The organism is Streptomyces sp. NPDC056600, assembly GCF_042792855.1.
Lineage (GTDB): Bacteria > Actinomycetota > Actinomycetes > Streptomycetales > Streptomycetaceae > Streptomyces.
In genome coordinates this window covers 70,466-85,839 of sequence record NZ_JBHTVQ010000005.1, presented here as the reverse complement: position 1 = coordinate 85,839, position 15,374 = coordinate 70,466, and the positions used below count along the sequence as shown (strand labels likewise).

The 15,374-nt window shown below is 72.5% G+C and carries 13 protein-coding genes and 1 pseudogene; 10 read left to right on the top strand and 4 right to left on the bottom strand.

Going from position 1 to position 15,374, the window contains the following annotated elements:
* Positions 1 to 115 precede the first annotated feature (115 nt).
* On the bottom strand, positions 116 to 745 hold the full coding sequence (locus ACFRAV_RS04380; protein ID WP_382551538.1) for a helix-turn-helix domain-containing protein: 630 nt from the start codon (positions 743 to 745) through the stop codon (positions 116 to 118).
* A 139-nt stretch (positions 746 to 884) separates the two neighbouring features.
* Between ACFRAV_RS04380 and ACFRAV_RS04375 the strand changes: the two genes are divergently transcribed.
* Positions 885 to 1,871 (top strand): alpha/beta fold hydrolase, encoded by a 987-nt coding sequence (locus tag ACFRAV_RS04375; protein WP_382551537.1) that lies wholly within the window; start codon positions 885 to 887, stop codon positions 1,869 to 1,871.
* Between the two features lie 29 nt (positions 1,872 to 1,900).
* Here ACFRAV_RS04375 and ACFRAV_RS04370 read toward each other — a convergent pair whose 3' ends face one another.
* Complete coding sequence (locus ACFRAV_RS04370; RefSeq protein WP_382551535.1) at positions 1,901 to 3,502, bottom strand: PucR family transcriptional regulator; 1,602 nt, start codon at positions 3,500 to 3,502, stop codon at positions 1,901 to 1,903.
* A gap of 150 nt (positions 3,503 to 3,652) precedes the next feature.
* On the opposite strand from ACFRAV_RS04370, the gene ACFRAV_RS04365 reads away from it, so the two are divergent.
* From ACFRAV_RS04365 to ACFRAV_RS04355, 3 genes are all read left to right on the top strand, one after another.
* On the top strand, positions 3,653 to 5,161 hold the full coding sequence (locus tag ACFRAV_RS04365) for a CoA-acylating methylmalonate-semialdehyde dehydrogenase (protein WP_382551533.1): 1,509 nt from the start codon (positions 3,653 to 3,655) through the stop codon (positions 5,159 to 5,161).
* 13 nt (positions 5,162 to 5,174) lie between these two features.
* Positions 5,175 to 6,545: an aspartate aminotransferase family protein gene (locus ACFRAV_RS04360; RefSeq protein WP_382551531.1), complete on the top strand. Its 1,371-nt coding sequence runs from the start codon at positions 5,175 to 5,177 to the stop codon at positions 6,543 to 6,545.
* A 175-nt stretch (positions 6,546 to 6,720) separates the two neighbouring features.
* Positions 6,721 to 8,211: a gamma-aminobutyraldehyde dehydrogenase gene (locus ACFRAV_RS04355; RefSeq protein ID WP_382551530.1), complete on the top strand. Its 1,491-nt coding sequence runs from the start codon at positions 6,721 to 6,723 to the stop codon at positions 8,209 to 8,211.
* A gap of 54 nt (positions 8,212 to 8,265) precedes the next feature.
* Here the strand turns inward: ACFRAV_RS04355 and ACFRAV_RS04350 are convergent, their stop codons facing one another.
* Together ACFRAV_RS04350 and ACFRAV_RS04345 are read right to left on the bottom strand one after the other, a co-directional pair.
* On the bottom strand, positions 8,266 to 9,264 hold the full coding sequence (locus ACFRAV_RS04350) for a right-handed parallel beta-helix repeat-containing protein (protein ID WP_382551662.1): 999 nt from the start codon (positions 9,262 to 9,264) through the stop codon (positions 8,266 to 8,268).
* A gap of 51 nt (positions 9,265 to 9,315) precedes the next feature.
* A pseudogene (locus ACFRAV_RS04345) lies at positions 9,316 to 9,681 on the bottom strand (carbohydrate binding domain-containing protein); the annotation flags it as partial.
* Positions 9,682 to 9,927: 246 nt separating this feature from the next.
* On the opposite strand from ACFRAV_RS04345, the gene ACFRAV_RS04340 reads away from it, so the two are divergent.
* The 6 genes from ACFRAV_RS04340 (at position 9,928) to ACFRAV_RS04315 (ending at position 15,361) form a co-directional block, all read left to right on the top strand.
* On the top strand, positions 9,928 to 10,578 hold the full coding sequence (locus tag ACFRAV_RS04340) for a hypothetical protein (RefSeq protein WP_382551528.1): 651 nt from the start codon (positions 9,928 to 9,930) through the stop codon (positions 10,576 to 10,578).
* A 158-nt stretch (positions 10,579 to 10,736) separates the two neighbouring features.
* The gene (locus ACFRAV_RS04335; protein ID WP_382551526.1) at positions 10,737 to 11,267 is read left to right on the top strand and encodes a MarR family winged helix-turn-helix transcriptional regulator; all 531 of its coding nucleotides are present in this window, start codon (positions 10,737 to 10,739) and stop codon (positions 11,265 to 11,267) included.
* A 228-nt stretch (positions 11,268 to 11,495) separates the two neighbouring features.
* Positions 11,496 to 11,924: an STAS domain-containing protein gene (locus tag ACFRAV_RS04330; RefSeq protein WP_382551525.1), complete on the top strand. Its 429-nt coding sequence runs from the start codon at positions 11,496 to 11,498 to the stop codon at positions 11,922 to 11,924.
* A gap of 407 nt (positions 11,925 to 12,331) precedes the next feature.
* On the top strand, positions 12,332 to 13,048 hold the full coding sequence (gene uppS / locus ACFRAV_RS04325; RefSeq protein ID WP_382551660.1) for a polyprenyl diphosphate synthase: 717 nt from the start codon (positions 12,332 to 12,334) through the stop codon (positions 13,046 to 13,048).
* Complete coding sequence (locus ACFRAV_RS04320) at positions 13,048 to 14,517, top strand: oxygenase MpaB family protein (protein ID WP_382551523.1); 1,470 nt, start codon at positions 13,048 to 13,050, stop codon at positions 14,515 to 14,517. Before uppS ends, ACFRAV_RS04320 begins: the two co-directional genes overlap by 1 nt.
* Before the next feature lie 160 nt (positions 14,518 to 14,677).
* Entirely contained in the window at positions 14,678 to 15,361 is a 684-nt protein-coding gene (locus tag ACFRAV_RS04315; RefSeq protein WP_382551521.1) for a DUF4232 domain-containing protein, read from the top strand.
* The last annotated feature ends 13 nt before the right edge of the window (positions 15,362 to 15,374 follow it).

The following is a 15,374-nucleotide window of genomic DNA, read 5'->3' as shown; positions in this document are numbered from 1 at the left end:
CGAGGTGAACAGAAGTCGCGCACGAATCCGCGCGACTTCTTCCCGCGACAGGACAAAGACTTGCCCGCACACCCCGCACACCCCGCACACCCCGCACACCCCGCACACCCCGCGTTCAGCCGCGCCGCCGGGACGGCAGAGGGCCGGGGCGGCCGGCCGGAGGGGTACGCTGCCGCAGACGTTCTCCCTGCGGCCCGAACAGGACCAGGTACTCGACCGGTCCCTCGGCGCCGGCGTTCGCCACTCCGTGGGGAACGCGCGTGTTGAATTCGGTGGCGTCCCCGGCAGCCAGGACCAGGTCCTGGTCGCCGAGCGCGAGCCACAGCCGCCCGTACAGGACGCAGAGCCACTCGTGGCCCTCGTGGGAGACCTGACGCGGCCGCGCGGGCGGGCCCTCGACGGTGGGCAGGACGTGCTTGTGGGCGTGCAGACCACCGACGTACCGGGTGAGTGGCAGCACCACCTTGCTGTCCCCGAAGCGCGACGGAGCCGGGGTGCGCGGCTCGCCGACCGGGGCGCCTGCCGTGCCGGCCAGCTCGTCCAGGGTGACGCCGTACTCCCTCGACAGTCGCAGCAGCACCTCCAGGGTGGGCCTGCGCCGGCCGGTCTCCATCCGCGACAACGTGCTCGGTGAGATGCCGGTCGCGCAGCCGACACCGGCGAGCGTGGCGCCGTGCCTCTCGCGCGCCGCCCGCAGCCGGGGCCCCATCGCCGCCACCGTGCCGTCCACCTCGTCGACCGCCACCGCGCCCTCTCCTTCCGTCCGCGTCGCCCCCGTCCGCCTGCGAGTTTGCCAGGACGGCACGTCCGATCGCGTCGGGCGGGGGGCGCGCCGCATGATCGAAAGGCAGCCGCGTCCGCCCGCGAACCGAGGAGAAACACCCATGCGATCCGAGCCGAACACCGTGCTCCGCCACCGCACCGTCGAGGCCCCGGCCGGACGCCTGCATCTGGTGGAGCAGGGCACCGGCCCCCTGGTCCTGCTCGTGCACGGATTTCCCGAGTCCTGGTACTCCTGGCGCCGCCAGCTCCCGGCCCTCGCCGCAGCCGGATACCGGGCAGCGGCGATCGACGTACGCGGCTACGGCCGTTCCTCCAAGCCCAGCGTGCCCGACGCCTACCGCATGCTCGATCTGGTGGAGGACAACGTCGCCGTGGTGCGCGCCCTCGGCGAGGACAGCGCCGTGGTCGTCGGCCACGACTGGGGCTCCGGCATCGCCGCCACCTCCGCCCTGCTCCATCCGGAGATCTTCCGCGCCGTCGGCCTGCTCAGCGTCCCCTACGCGCCGCCCGGCGGCCCCCGGCCCTCCGACGTCTTCGGCCGGATCGGCGGCCCCGAGCAGGAGTTCTACGTCTCCTACTTCCAGGAACCCGGCCGCGCCGAGGCGGAGATCGAGCCGGACGTCCGGGGCTGGCTCGCCGGTTTCTACGCCGCGTTGTCCGCCGACACCATGCCCGCCTCCGGCGAGCCCGACCCGCACTTCGTCGCCCCGGGCGGCCGGCTGCGCGACCGTTTCCCTGCCGGTCCGCTCCCCGGCTGGCTGACCGAGGACGATCTCGACGTCTACGCGGGGGAGTTCGAGCGCACCGGCCTGACCGGCGCCCTCAACCGCTACCGTGCCATGGACCGCGACTGGGAGGACATGGCCCCCCACCACGGCGCATCCATCACCCGGCCCGCCCTGTTCATCGGCGGCACGCTGGACGCGTCCACCACCTGGATGGCCGATGCCATCGACGCCTACCCCGTCACACTCCCCGCCCTGTCCGCCTCCCACCTCCTGGACGGCTGCGGCCACTGGGTGCAGCAGGAACGCCCCGACGAGGTCAACCGCCTGCTGACCGACTGGCTCGCCACCCTCCATGGCTGAACCGGAGAGGCGACCGTGCCGGCTGTCCCTCAGCGGGTGTCGATGATCATGAGGGCGGTGTGGAGCGAGGTGCGTGACGCGGCGGTCTCCAGGGAGACGCCCAGGATGCGCTCCACGGTGCGGAGCCGGCTGTAGAGGGTGGGCCTGCTGAGCCCGGTCAGCTGCGCGGTGCGGGTCTTGCTGCCGCCGCCGTCGAGGTGGACGCGCAGCAGTCCCACGAGGTCGTCGCCGGTGCGGACGTCGTGGTCCAGGAGACCGCCCAGTTCGGTCTGGGCGAACCGCTGGACCCGGTGGTCCTCCCGCAGGAGGGTCACGAGCCCGCGCAGACGCACGTCCGTCGAGCGGTAGAGACGGTTCGGTTCGGGCATGGACAGGCCGACGTCGGCGACGTGTTCGGCTTCGTCGAGACCGCGGGCGGCGTCGGTGAGACGCGGGGAGGCGGCTGCGGTGCCGGCGACCCAGGCATCGGTGCCGTCCTTGCCGGCGAGGCGTTCGCGCAGGCCGGTGCAGACGGCGCGCAGCACACGGTCCGCTCCGGCCGGCGGGCAGGAGACGACCGCCGAGACGGTGCCCGCCCGGCGGACGGCGAAGATCGCGCTCGCGCCGGCCGCGGTGACGGCCTGCCGCAGGGAGGACAGCAGGCGCCGGTCCACCTCGCCCTGGGCCAGGACATGGGCCCCGACGGGCCGGGGGACACGGACGCACAGCGGCGCGTAGCCGCTGTTGGCGCGCAGCCCCAGCGAGGTGGCCCTGGCCAGGGCTTCGCTCTCCTCGCCGATCCTGCCGTTGACGAGGTCGTCGAGCAGGCCGCCGAGGGCCTGGACGACGAGGGCCTCGCGCTCCTGCTGGATCATGCGGTGCAACTGGAGGGACTGGGCGGCCCGCTCCAGGACCATGCGGGCGCGGGGGTGGTGCGGCCCGTGGCCGGGCAGGACCAGTCGCCCCCACTGCTCGGAGCCGACGCCGACGGGCACCGCGGTCCAGGGCCGGCCGGGCTCGAGCCCGTCGGCCGGGGTGTGGAGGCGTGAGCGCTCGGCCCACTGGTGCAGGAGCCCGGCGGTCGAGGTGTCGACGGCGCAGAAGGCCAGGACGTGCCGGCTGAGGTCCTCCAGGACCAGGCAGGCGCCCAGGGTCTGCGCGGCCTTGGTGACGATGTCGGTGGTGGAGGCGCGGGCGAGGTTGAGCGAGGTGAACGCCTCGTGGGTGGTGCGGGCGAACTCGACCTCCTCGTACTGGTCGGCCACGATCAGCCGGTGCACCTGCTGGGTCACCTCGATGAAGCGGGTCCTGGCGGCCAGCGTCACCACCGGGATACCCAGGGAGTCGGCCAGCGCGGGCAGGCAGTCGGGGGCGGCGTGCAGGAACGTGCCCAGCTCGACGACCAGACCGGCCACCTTCTGCCCGGCGAGCATGCGCAGATAGGTCTCGGTGGCCTGGGCGTCGCCGGTCAGGGGCGCCCCGGTGGTCAGGACGAGCTCACCGCCGGCCAGGAGGTCCGTCAGGTCCACGAGGTCGCTGACGTGGACCCAGCGCACCGGACGGTCGAGCCGGGCGTGGCCCCCGACCACGGCCGGTCTTCCCGCGGCCAGGGCGGACAGCTGGAGGACTTCCCGGACGGTCGGCTGCTGCATCGACACACCGTAAAGATCCAGCCGTCCTTCTGTACAGACTGTCGGCCACCACGCTGACAGGCTTCTCGCCAACCGGCCGCCGAACTCCGCGCGGCCGGCTCCACTGCCCTGACGCACCAGCGCAGCGCGACGGAACAAGGTGAGGCAACCGTGCACACGACGACGAACCCGCAGCGGATCGGACACTGGGTCGACAACCAGCCCTTCGCCGGAACCAGCGAGCGCGCCGCGCCGGTGACCGATCCGGCGACCGGCGCGGTGACCCGCGAGGTGGCGCTGGCCCACGAGGGGGACGCCAGGGCCGTCATCGAGGCCGCCGCGGCGGCCTTCCCGGCCTGGCGGGACACCTCCCTGGCCAAGCGCACCGCGATCGTCTTCCGTTTCCGGGAACTGCTCAACGCGCGCAAGGAGGAACTGGCCGCGATCATCACCGCCGAGCACGGCAAGGTGCTCTCCGACGCGCTGGGCGAGGTCACCCGGGGCCAGGAGGTGGTGGAGTTCGCCTGCGGCATGCCCCACCTGCTCAAGGGCGCGTTCAGCGAGAACGTCTCGACCGGGGTGGACGTGCACTCGGTCCGCCGGCCCCTGGGTGTCGTCGGGATCATCGCTCCGTTCAACTTCCCCGCCATGGTGCCGATGTGGTTCTTCCCCCTCGCCGTCGCGGCAGGCAACACCGTCGTCCTCAAGCCGAGCGAGAAGGCGCCCTCGGCCGCGCTGTGGCTGGCCGAACTGTGGGCCGAGGCCGGCCTGCCCGCCGGGGTGTTCAACGTCCTGCAGGGCGACAAGGTGGCCGTGGACGAGGTGCTCACCCACAAGACGGTCAAGGCCGTCAGCTTCGTCGGCTCCACCCCGGTCGCCCAGTACGTGTACGCGACGGCCACCGCCCACGGCAAGCGCGTCCAGGCACTGGGCGGCGCGAAGAACCACGCCGTCGTGCTGCCCGACGCCGACCTGGACACCGCCGCCGACGCCCTGGTCGGCGCCGGCTTCGGCTCGGCGGGCGAGCGCTGCATGGCGATCTCCGCCGTGGTCGCCGTCGGCGACGTCGCGGACGACCTGGTCGGGAGGATCGCCGAGCGGGCCCGTGCGCTGCGCACCGGCGACGGCACCCGGGGCTGCGACATGGGGCCGCTGGTGACCGCCGCCCACCGTGACCGGGTCGCCGGCTACGTCGACCGCGCCGAGGCGGAGGGCGCGACCCTCGTGGTGGACGGCCGGGAGGTCACCGCGGACGGCGCACCGGACGGCTTCTGGCTCGGGCCCACCCTCGTCGACCACGTGACCACCGACATGTCCTGCTACACCGACGAGATCTTCGGCCCGGTCCTGTCGGTGCTCCGGGTGGACACCTACGACGAGGCACTGGACCTGGTCAACGCCAACCCCTTCGGCAACGGCACCGCCCTGTTCACCAACGACGGCGGCGCGGCCCGGCGCTTCAACAACGAGGTGGAGGTCGGCATGGTCGGCATCAACGTGCCGATCCCGGTGCCGACGGCGTACTACAGCTTCGGCGGCTGGAAGAACTCCCTGTTCGGCGACAGCCACGCCCACGGCACCGAAGGCGTCCACTTCTTCACCCGCGGCAAGGTCGTCACCACCCGGTGGCGCACCCCCGCCGAGGGCGGCGTGGACCTCGGCTTCCCGCAGAACGTCTGAGAGGACGACCGTCATGACCGCAGCCGACTCCCGAGCCCTGCTCGACGACGCCGCCCGGACCTACGAACTCGACCGCAAGCACGTCTTCCACTCCTGGGCCGCCCAGGCCGAGATCACCCCGATGGTCATCACCCGCGCCGAGGGATCCTACGTCTGGGACGGCGCCGGCAACCGCCTGCTGGACTTCTCCTCCCAGCTGGTGAACACCAACATCGGCCACCAGCACCCCGACGTGGTCGAGGCGATCGTCGCCCAGGCCCGCACCCTGGCCACCGTCGCCCCCCAGCACGCCAACGACCGGCGCTCCGAGGCCGCCCGCCTGATCAGCGAGCACACCCCCGGCGACCTGGACCGGATCTTCTTCACCAACGGCGGCGCCGACGCCAACGAGCACGCCGTGCGCATGGCCCGGCTGAGCACCGGCCGGCCCAAGGTCCTCACCCGCTACCGCTCCTACCACGGCGGGACGCAGACCGCGATCAACCTCACCGGCGACCCCCGACGCTGGCCGAACGACAACGGCGACGCCGGCGTCGTCCACTTCTTCGGCCCGTACCTCTACCGCAGCCACTTCCACGCCACCTCCGAGGCCGAGGAGTGCGAGCGGGCGCTGGCCCACCTCGAGCAGGTCATCGAGCTCGAGGGGCCGCAGACCGTCGCGGCCGTCCTGCTGGAGTCGATCCCCGGCACGGCCGGCATCATGCTGCCCCCGCCCGGCTACCTCGCCGGCGTGCGGGCACTGTGCGACCGGTACGGCATCGTCCTCATCCTCGACGAGGTGATGACGGGCTTCGGACGGGCCGGCAGCTGGTTCGTCGCCTCGGACGAGGGCGTCGTCCCGGACCTGCTGACCTTCGCCAAGGGCGTCAACTCCGGCTACGTGCCGCTCGGCGGCGTCGCCATCGGCCCGCGCATCGCCGACCACTTCGCGCACCGCCCCTACCCCGGCGGCCTGACGTACTCCGGGCACCCGCTGGCCTGCGCGGCGGCCGTCGCGGCGATCACCGTGATGGAGCGCGACGGCATCGTCGACCACGCCCGCCGCATCGGCGACGACATCCTCGGCCCCGGCCTGGCGGAGCTGGCCGCACGACACCCCATCGTCGGAGAGGTCCGCGGACGGGGCGTGTTCTGGGCCGTCGAACTGGTCGCCGACCAGGACAGCCGCGAACCGGTCGCGCCGACCGGCGGGAGCAGCCCGGTGATGGCGCAGGTCGTCCGCCTCTGCAAGGAGCTGGGCCTGCTGCCCTTCACCAACTCCCACCGCATCCACCTGGTCCCGCCGTGCACCGTCAGCGCCGACGAGGCGCGCGAGGGCCTGCGCATCGTCGACGAGGTCCTCGGCCGCCTAGACGGCCTCCCCGCCACCACGACCGGAGCCTGACCTCCGGCCCACGCGGACACCACGGGCACCCGCGCATCGGCGTCCACCGTCCCCCACGCCCGGGCGTGGGGGACACCCGCACCCGCACCCCTGGCCTGTGTCCCCGCATCCTGGGGCCGGAGGCGACTCGGCACGGCACCAGCACCCGCACCATCCGACGGGAGACCTGACGGCAATGCACAGCAGCGTTGACCACTTCATCGCGGGCCGCCGCCGCCCCGGCACGTCCGGCGAGCACTTCTCGGTGACCGCTCCCTCCACCGGCGAAGTCCTCGCCACCGGCATCCTGGCCGGCCCGCAGGACGTCGACGAGGCGGTCGCCGCGGCACGCGCCGCGTTCCCCGCCTGGTCCCGAACCACGCCCGCCGAGCGGTCCGAGGCACTCACCCGCTGGGCCGACCGCGTACAGGCGCGGAGCGAGGAGTTCGCCGCCGTCGAGAGCCGGATGTGCGGCAAGCCCATCCGGCTGACCAGGGGATTCGACGTCCCCGGAACGATCGACAACATCCGCTTCTTCGCCGGGGCCGCCCGCCACCTCGAGGGCCACGCCTCGGCCGAGTACTCCGGCGACCACACCTCCTCCATCCGCCGCGAACCGCTCGGCGTAATCGGCTCCGTCGCACCGTGGAACTACCCGCTGCAGATGGCCGCCTGGAAACTGCTCCCCGCGGTCGCGGCCGGAAACACCGTCGTACTCAAACCCTCCGAACTCACCCCGCTGACCTCCCTGATGTTCGCCCGGGCGGCGCAGGAGGCCGGCATACCCGACGGTGTGATCAACATCGTCACCGGCACCGGCCCGGTCGCCGGCCAGGCCCTGGTCGCCCACCCGGACATCGCGATGGTGTCGTTCACCGGCTCCACGGCGGTGGGCCGGCAGATAGCCGCGCAGGCCGCGGGAGCGGTCAAACGCGTCCACCTGGAACTCGGCGGCAAGGCCCCGTTCGTCGTCTTCGACGACGCCGACCTGGAGGCCGCGGCCCGCGGCGCCGTCGCCGGCAGCCTCATCAACGCCGGCCAGGACTGCACGGCCGCCACCCGCGCCTACGTCCAGCGCCCTCTGTACGACCGGTTCGTCCGGCGGGTGACCGCGCTGATGGACGAGGTCCGCCTCGGCCCGGTCGACGACCCCGCCACCGACATGGGGTCGCTGATCTCCGCCACGCAACGCGACCGGGTCGCCTCCATGGTCGACGCCGCCCGCGCGGCAGGGGCGACGGTGATCCGCGGAGGCCGGGCACCGGGCGGCGGCCTGGACCGGGGCGCCCACTACGAGCCCACCCTCATCACCGGCGCGGCGCAGGACTCCGCAATCGTGCAGCAGGAGGTCTTCGGACCCGTCCTCGTCTGCCTGCCCTTCGACACCGACGACGACGCCGTCCGGCTCGCCAACGACACGCCCTACGGCCTGGCCGCCTCCGCCTGGACCACCGACGTCTTCCGCGCCGGCCGCGCCTCCCGCGAGATCCAGGCGGGCTGCGTGTGGATCAACGACCACATCCCCATCGTCAGCGAGATGCCCCACGGCGGCTACAAGGCATCCGGCTACGGCAAGGACATGTCGCTCTACTCCCTCGCGGAGTACACCAACGTCAAGCACGTCATGTCCGAGAACACCGGCGCCGCGCACAAGCCCTGGCACGACGTGATCTTCACCAGCCGCTGACCGGCAGGACGGACACGGGGGCGGCGACCGGGGCGGCGACGGGGCGCGGGCCGGTCAGGTGACGGGTACGCCGGGATTCACCAGCCCTCGGCCTCCGACCACACGGTTGTCGGCGGTGACGGTGACGGGGCAGCCGGACGGGTCGTACCGGGTGATGTCGATGGCGTAGCGGGTGGACCCGGTGGCACCGGTCAGATCCGCCGTGTTGTTGCGGAAGATCGTGCCGCACCCCCACCCGGGATCCTGACTGTGCGTCTGGAAGCCGTCGTTGGTGGTGTTGACGCCGCGGTTGTTCTCCACCGTGTAGCCGTTGCCCTTGATGTCCACCCAGGAGTCGTCGTAGTTGGCGCCGGTGAGGCCACTGCCGTCGAAGGTGTTCCCGGAGATCAGGCCGCCGGTGGTGCCTTCCTTGACGTCGACGTTCTCCCCGCCGACGGCGGGACCGATGCGGTTGTCGAGGATGCGGACGTGGTCGCTGGCATCGGCGAGGGTGTTCGCGGTCCCGACGTACACCCCTTCACCCATGCCGTTGCCGGACATTCCCGTGTGGTGGATGAAGGAGTCCCGCACCACCCCGAAGCTGCTCGACGTCCGGAAGTGGATGCCCTCCATGGTGGTGTGGTGGACCTCCACCGAGTCGAGGACGACATGATCGGAGGAGTCGACCATGATGCCCTTCTGGCCGCCGGTGACGGTGATCCCCTTGATCACCCAGTACGGGGCACTCGTGAGCTGGATGCCGTTGCCGCCCCCGGTGGGAGTGGTCAGCACCGCCGCCCGCGAGCCCGTGAGGGTGATCGGGGCGCTCGCGGTGCCCCGGACGGCGATCTTGAAGTTGCCCGAGTAGGAGCCGTCCGCCAGCTCGATCGTCTGCCCCGGAACAGCAGCCGCCAACGCCGTCTTGAGCTGCCCGCCGTCCGACACGCGGACGGTCGCCCCGCCGGGGGAGCCGGGCGTCGGCGGGACGGTGGGCGCCGGCGAGGACGGGGACGGTGCCGAGGACGACGTGGACGGTGCCGGCGTGGGGCCCGGTGTCTGTCGCAGCGGAGTCATCGAGACGTCGTCCACCTCCAGCACGCCGGACGCGTACCAGCCGCTGACCGTCACGGTGAGCTCCGTCGTGGTCGCGCCGGCCGTCACGCCGAGGTCGAGCCGCTTCCAGGTCGACGACCCGGTCCAGATGGACTCCCGTACTCCGGCGCCCGTCACGTCCACCTGCCCGTAGGCCCCCTTCACCCACACGCCGACCGCGTACGTCGTGCCGGGCCGCACCGCGACCGTCTGCGAGCACGGCGCGGTGTCGGCGTTGCCCGGTGTGGACGCGAGTGCGTGCGCTCCTCCGTGCACTCCCGCGGACGTGACGGAGGAGTTGCCCCGGCAGGTCCACCCCGCGGTGTCCCCGGACTCGAAGTCCCCGTTGCGGACCAGGTTCTCCGGCTCGTCCGCCGCCGCGCCGTGCGGTCCCAGCACGCCGGTCCCGATGAGCACGGCAGCGGCGGTGAGGGAGCCGAGCACCGCTCGGGAAGAGGTTCGGGGCACGGCGGTACCTCCACGGACGCGGTCACGAGGCTGCCTCGGCCGGGGAGCCGATGACAGTGATTCAGATTGGACTGGACCAAGAGGGGGCGTCAACCGTCACGGACCGCCACACAGCCACGCCGACCGCCGACAGCGAGCCACGACACCCCCGTACGATGACCTTCGAGGGGTGATGGCATGAGCATGAACATCCACCGGTGGTGCGCGACGACCACGGCGGTACTGCTGCTGGCCGGCTGCGGTGGCGCGGAGAGCGACAGCACCACGGGCAAGGCGGCGGCGCTCACGAAGGACCAGGTTCGCCGGACGCTGCCGGACGGCCAGGCCATGCCGGGCTGGAAGAAGTCCGCCCGGCCCACGGCCGTCAAGATGGACAAGCTCTACCGTTCGCAGGCCTGCCCCATCAAGGACCGCGCGGGCTGCGAGAACTCCCGCTTCTTCGGCGCCTCCACCTTCCGGCGCGAGGACCCCCTCAGCGAGGTCACCTTCCTGATCGTCGCCTATGACAGTGAACAGGCGGCCCAGGACGCGTACGACGTCCTCTGGGACGGCTACTACGGCGACCGGGTGGGGCAGAAGCCCAAGCCGCTCGCGCTCGGCCCGATCGGTGACGAGCGCGACGCCCGGCTGGGCAGTGCCGGCTTCCGCGGCGAGCCCGGCGCCGTGACCCAGATCCGGGTCGGCACGACGCTGTTGTGGACGATGGAATCCGCCGCGCACGAGGGCGACCTCGACAAGGACACGATCCGCGACCTGGCCACGATGCTCGCCAAGCGTTCCCAGCAGGCGCAGAACGGCAACACGCCCTCGGCCACGCTCGGCGACTGACGGCCCCGCCGTCCGCTGTTCCCTGGACCCGACGGCGCGGGGACGGGCCCGGTGGAGGCGGGTCGCGGCCGGTGGTGGCGGGTCGCGGCCGGTGGTGGCGGGCGGCCAGGGGTCGCCAGGGCGGGCTCCGGGTGATCGCGGGGCGGTAGAAAGGTGTCATGCGCGAGAGCGAGAGCCCTGTGAGGGCGATGGACGACGTGGACGCCGTGACCCAGGCGGTGCTGACCGCCTCACGCCTGCTGGTCGCAGTGTCCGCGAGGTCCCTCGCCGAGGTCGAGGAGCGGGTGACGCTGCCGCAGTTCCGGATGCTGGTGGTGTTGGCCACGAGGGGCGCCACCAAGCTCGTCACGCTGGCCGAGCAGCTCCAGGTGGCGCCCTCCACCGCCATGCGCATGGTCGACCGTCTGATCGCGGCCGGCCTGGCGGACCGGCAGGCCAACCCGCACAGCCGGCGGGAGACGCTGTTGCAGCTCACCGTCGAAGGGCGGCGCACCGTCGAAAGCGTCACGGCCCGTCGGCGTACCGAGATCGCCGCCATCGTCGAACGACTCACCCCCGTGCAGCGGCTCGCACTGGTCGAGGCGCTCAACGCCTTCAACCAGGCCGGGGCGGAGCCGTTGGCGCCGGCCGCGGAGGATGCGCCGGCGCATCCGCTGGGGTGGACCGGCGAACTGCCCGACGTCTCGTAGGCGCGCAAGGGCCGACGGGGGGCCCGATGTCCGGCGCGGTCACGCGCGCGTCGCAGTCGTCGCGCCCATTGGCCGCCCTGACGGCTTCTGCGGCCAGGTCCGGGCCCCAGGTGGTGAAAATTCTTGCCTTGTGCAAAAATTCGGCAATGGCGGGGCCCGATGGCCCGGCCTGGAGTGCCGGGAAGTCTGGTCGGCGTCTGTTGAGGCGACCCTGCTGGAGGTCCGGCCATGCCACCGTCCCGTCCCGTTCCGCACGGCGATGCGGCCGACGGCATTCCGTCCTGGCGGTACGAGCTGTCCTCGACGGCGGGCGCGACGAGACTCCGTGTCCGTTCCGGGACCGGTCACGACCCGTCGACCGGGTTGCGCCTGCTCCTCGACGGAGAGCTCGATGTGGACACCGCCGTCGGCCTGCGGGAAGACCTGACTCTGCTCGCCGCCCGCGCGACCGCCACGTCGCTGGTCCTCGACCTGTCAGGTGTCACCTTCTGTGACCTGGCCAGCCTGTACACCCTGCTCGGCATCTACCGGACCCTGCCACTGGCCGGCGTCGATGTGCGGCTCGTCGAGCCCAGCGCCGCCGTGCGGACCGCCGCGCGGAGGGCAGGCCTGTCCACCGAGCTGGACTTCGACAGGGCCGGAGAAGAGCCACGCTGACCCGCCGCCTGCCCTGAAACAACCCTTGCATAGTCCAAATATGTCGAAGGGGAGCGGGGAGCAGCAGCCGGACCACGCGACGCCGATCCACGTTTGCCTCGGAAGCTGCCCACACCCCGGGGAATCGGGCACATGACCTGAGGGTGATGCCCCACCCGTTCGGCCGCTCACGCCCCTTTCCTGCCTTCAGACTGCTGGCCAGGAGCGTTCCCGCCGACGGACGTGCGAGGGGTGAGGGTGAGGGGTACGGGGTGGGTCTGACCGAGCGCGGAGGGGGCGACCGTGCCGCTCGGGGCGGAACGGGACCGACGATGACGGACCGCGGCAACCGGCAGCCGAGCGCGGCGACGGCGGACCGGCCGGGCGGGCCACGTCATCGGGACGAGCACCGTCGCGACGACGGGCCGGTGCGTGCGGTGCCGCGGCACGTGGCCTGCGTGATGGACGGCAACGGCCGATGGGCACAGCAACGATCGCTTCCCCGGACGGCGGGGCACCGGGCCGCGGAGACCACCGTCATCGACATCATCGAGGCCGCCCGGACAGCAGGCGTCCATTGGCTCAGCCTGTACGCCTTCTCCACCGAGAACTGGAGCCGCCCCGGCCCCGAGGTCGACTACCTGATGCGCCTGGTCCGCCGGGTCGTACGCAGGCACGCCCCTCTGCTGCTCGCCCGCGGCATCCGCTGCCGGTTCCTCGGGGCCTCGGACCCACGGATCCCCCGTGCGCTGGCCCAGGACTTCGAGGACTTGGCGACACTCACCTCCGGCAACCGGGGCATGACGCTGACCATCGCCTTCGACCACGGCGGACGTCGGGACATCGTCGAGGCCGCCAGGTCGCTGATCCGCACCGCGACGCCGGCCGACGCGGTGACCGAGCAGCTCTTCGCCGACCATCTGCCGTTCCCCGACACCCCGGACGTCGACCTGGTCATCCGCACGTCCGGCGAGCAGCGCATCTCCAACTTCATGCTCTGGCAGGTGGCCTACGCCGAGTGGGTCTTCCCCGAGGTGCTCTGGCCGGACTTCCGCGCCCCCGACTTCCTCGCCTGCCTGCACGCCTACCGGCGCCGTAACCGCCGCTTCGGCGGCGTGCCGCCCCAGACGAACGGAGACACGTGATGACGACCGGGAACGCGGGGGCGGCCCAGGACGTACCCCCCTCCACCAAGGAAGAGCAGTTCCGTGCCTTCTTCGACGACCCACGCTGGGCGCTGGCCGTCATCCGCGCCACCGTGCTGGAGGCCGCCCATCCCCAGGTCGGCGCGGCCCTCGCCGAGAACTCCACCTTCGTCGCCCACCCCTGGCGCCGGCTGCGCAACACCTTCCTGAGCATGCGGCGCATGTTCGACGCCGACCCGGCGGTACGGGAACGGGAGACCGCCCGGCTCAACAGGCTGCACGCCCGCATGAGCGGCTCCGACTCCCGCGGACGTGCCTACGACGCCATGGACCGTCCGACCCGCGCCTGGGTGGTCGCCACCCTCTTCGAGAGCGCCGTCACCATGTGCCGACTGAGCGGTCAGCCGCTCGACCAGGACACCATGGAGCACATGTACGCCGAGTACCGCGCCTTCCTCGCCGCGCTCGACGGCGACGCCGGAGAACTCCCCGTGGACCTGAACGACTTCTGGCGGTACTTCGACCGGGTCGTCGAGGAAGAGCTGGAGGACACCGAGGCGGCCCGCGTCATCCTCTTCCGGCTCTTCGACCACCTGCCCGCCCCGGCGCTGCTCGCCGGCGCGCCGACGCTGTGGGCGGCGGGCCGGGCCGTCGTCGGTCCGCTCCTCGGCGCGATCACCGTCGCCTCACTGCCCGGCCCCTACCGGCGCAAGGCAGGCCTGCCCGAGACCCCCGGCGCCCCGACCCTCATGCAGGGCGCCTACCTCGCCGCCGGACTCACCCGCTTCCTGCCCAAGGGCTGGATCGACGCCACGACCATCATCGAGATCCTCTCCTCCCCGCCCGGCGGCCACGCCGCCAAGGCCGGGACTGCGAGCGCCCTGCGCACCCGCGTGAAACGGGCGGCGGCCCTGCTCCGTCTGGTCACCCCACTCGGCGACGACACCGACCCCGAACCGGCTCCGCCCACCACGACGGCCACCGGTGAGGGCCGGCGCTCGGCGGAGGAGTTCTTCCGCCAGGTGCTGGACCAGACCGGCGACGGTCACCTCGACTGGCCCGACCTCGCCGCCATGGCACGCGAACTGGCCACCCGTCTCGACCTGGACGAACCCGAGGAGACCCGGCTCTACGAAGCCTTCGCCGCGTGGTGGCGTGAGCTTCAGGCATCCCTCGACACGGACGGCGACGGCAGGGTCAGCATCGACGAGTACGCCGCCGCCGTGCCGTCCCTCGCCGGTCCCGCGCTCATCCGCGTCGCCGAGGTGCTCTTCGACGTCACGGACAAGGACGGCAGCGGGGCCATCGACGCGCACGAGTACCGGGCGCTCTTCCGCACCGCCTTCCACCGCGACCTCGCCACCACCGACGGCGCCTACGGACGCAGCGCCTTCGTGGGTGACTTCCTCTCCTTCATGTCGGGCCGCCGCGCGAACACCCCCTACGACCCGCTCCTCGCCGACGCCTGACGCCCCGCCACGTGGTGCTGCCGGGGCCCGCCGGGTCACAACCGTCGTGCCTGTGTCACGAACGTGCCCGCGAACGGCCCCGGCCCGGCACGGGCCGATACAGGCGCCGCTCCGGTGGGGCACCCTCACCGGTACACGCAGACTCCCGGGGGGAAATCTCATGGCCCACGCACTTCGCCCACGCCGTACCGCCGCCGCACTGGCGGCCCTCTCGCTCGGCACCCTCCTGCTGACCGCGTGCGGCGACGGGGACGCCGACAAGGGCACGGGACCCGCCGCCACGTCGGCGGCCCCGTCCCCCTCCCCGGCGGACACCGGCAAGCCCTCCGCCACGCCGTCGACCGCCGGCCCGGACGACGGCGGCAGCACCGCCGGAGGTTCCCCGGACGACAGCGAGGGCACGCCGCCGCCGTCGAAGGCCGGGGCCGACGACGATCAGGACGGCGGCGTGGGCATGTGCGAGACGCACGACATGGCCTACACGGTCACCGTCGCCTCCAAGGCCGCCCACCACGCGCTGCTGACCGCGGTGAACAAGGGCGGCGCTCCCTGTCTGCTCCCGGTCAATGACCTGGTGATCACCATCCCGGGCCTCGACGGCGCCGCCGAGCACGTGGGTCCCAAGGACACGGACCGGATCGTGGAGCCCGGCGGCCGCGCGTACGCCGGGATCCACTTCTCGCGCGGGGACGACGCGGGCGGCAAGAGCGTCGACAAGGTGGAGGTCGCCCTCACCGCCGCCGAGACGCCCGCCACGCTGCCGGTCGACGACGGCCCCGTCACGGTCAACGACATGCTGGTGACCACCTTCTTCACCACCGCCGAGGACGCGCTCTCCTACTGACCGGGACGCCCTC

What these genes read in the sequence shown, in the direction of transcription:
- ACFRAV_RS04320 (WP_382551523.1), top strand. Translation starts at nt 13,048, where the DNA reads ATGACGACCGGGAACGCGGGGGCGGCCCAGGACGTACCCCCCTCCACC.
- ACFRAV_RS04375 (WP_382551537.1), top strand. Translation starts at nt 885, where the DNA reads ATGCGATCCGAGCCGAACACCGTGCTCCGCCACCGCACCGTCGAGGCC.
- ACFRAV_RS04335 (WP_382551526.1), top strand. Translation starts at nt 10,737, where the DNA reads ATGCGCGAGAGCGAGAGCCCTGTGAGGGCGATGGACGACGTGGACGCC.
- ACFRAV_RS04350 (WP_382551662.1), bottom strand. Translation starts at nt 9,264, where the DNA reads ATGACTCCGCTGCGACAGACACCGGGCCCCACGCCGGCACCGTCCACG.
- ACFRAV_RS04315 (WP_382551521.1), top strand. Translation starts at nt 14,678, where the DNA reads ATGGCCCACGCACTTCGCCCACGCCGTACCGCCGCCGCACTGGCGGCC.
- ACFRAV_RS04370 (WP_382551535.1), bottom strand. Translation starts at nt 3,502, where the DNA reads ATGCAGCAGCCGACCGTCCGGGAAGTCCTCCAGCTGTCCGCCCTGGCC.
- ACFRAV_RS04340 (WP_382551528.1), top strand. Translation starts at nt 9,928, where the DNA reads ATGAGCATGAACATCCACCGGTGGTGCGCGACGACCACGGCGGTACTG.
- ACFRAV_RS04360 (WP_382551531.1), top strand. Translation starts at nt 5,175, where the DNA reads ATGACCGCAGCCGACTCCCGAGCCCTGCTCGACGACGCCGCCCGGACC.
- ACFRAV_RS04355 (WP_382551530.1), top strand. Translation starts at nt 6,721, where the DNA reads ATGCACAGCAGCGTTGACCACTTCATCGCGGGCCGCCGCCGCCCCGGC.
- ACFRAV_RS04330 (WP_382551525.1), top strand. Translation starts at nt 11,496, where the DNA reads ATGCCACCGTCCCGTCCCGTTCCGCACGGCGATGCGGCCGACGGCATT.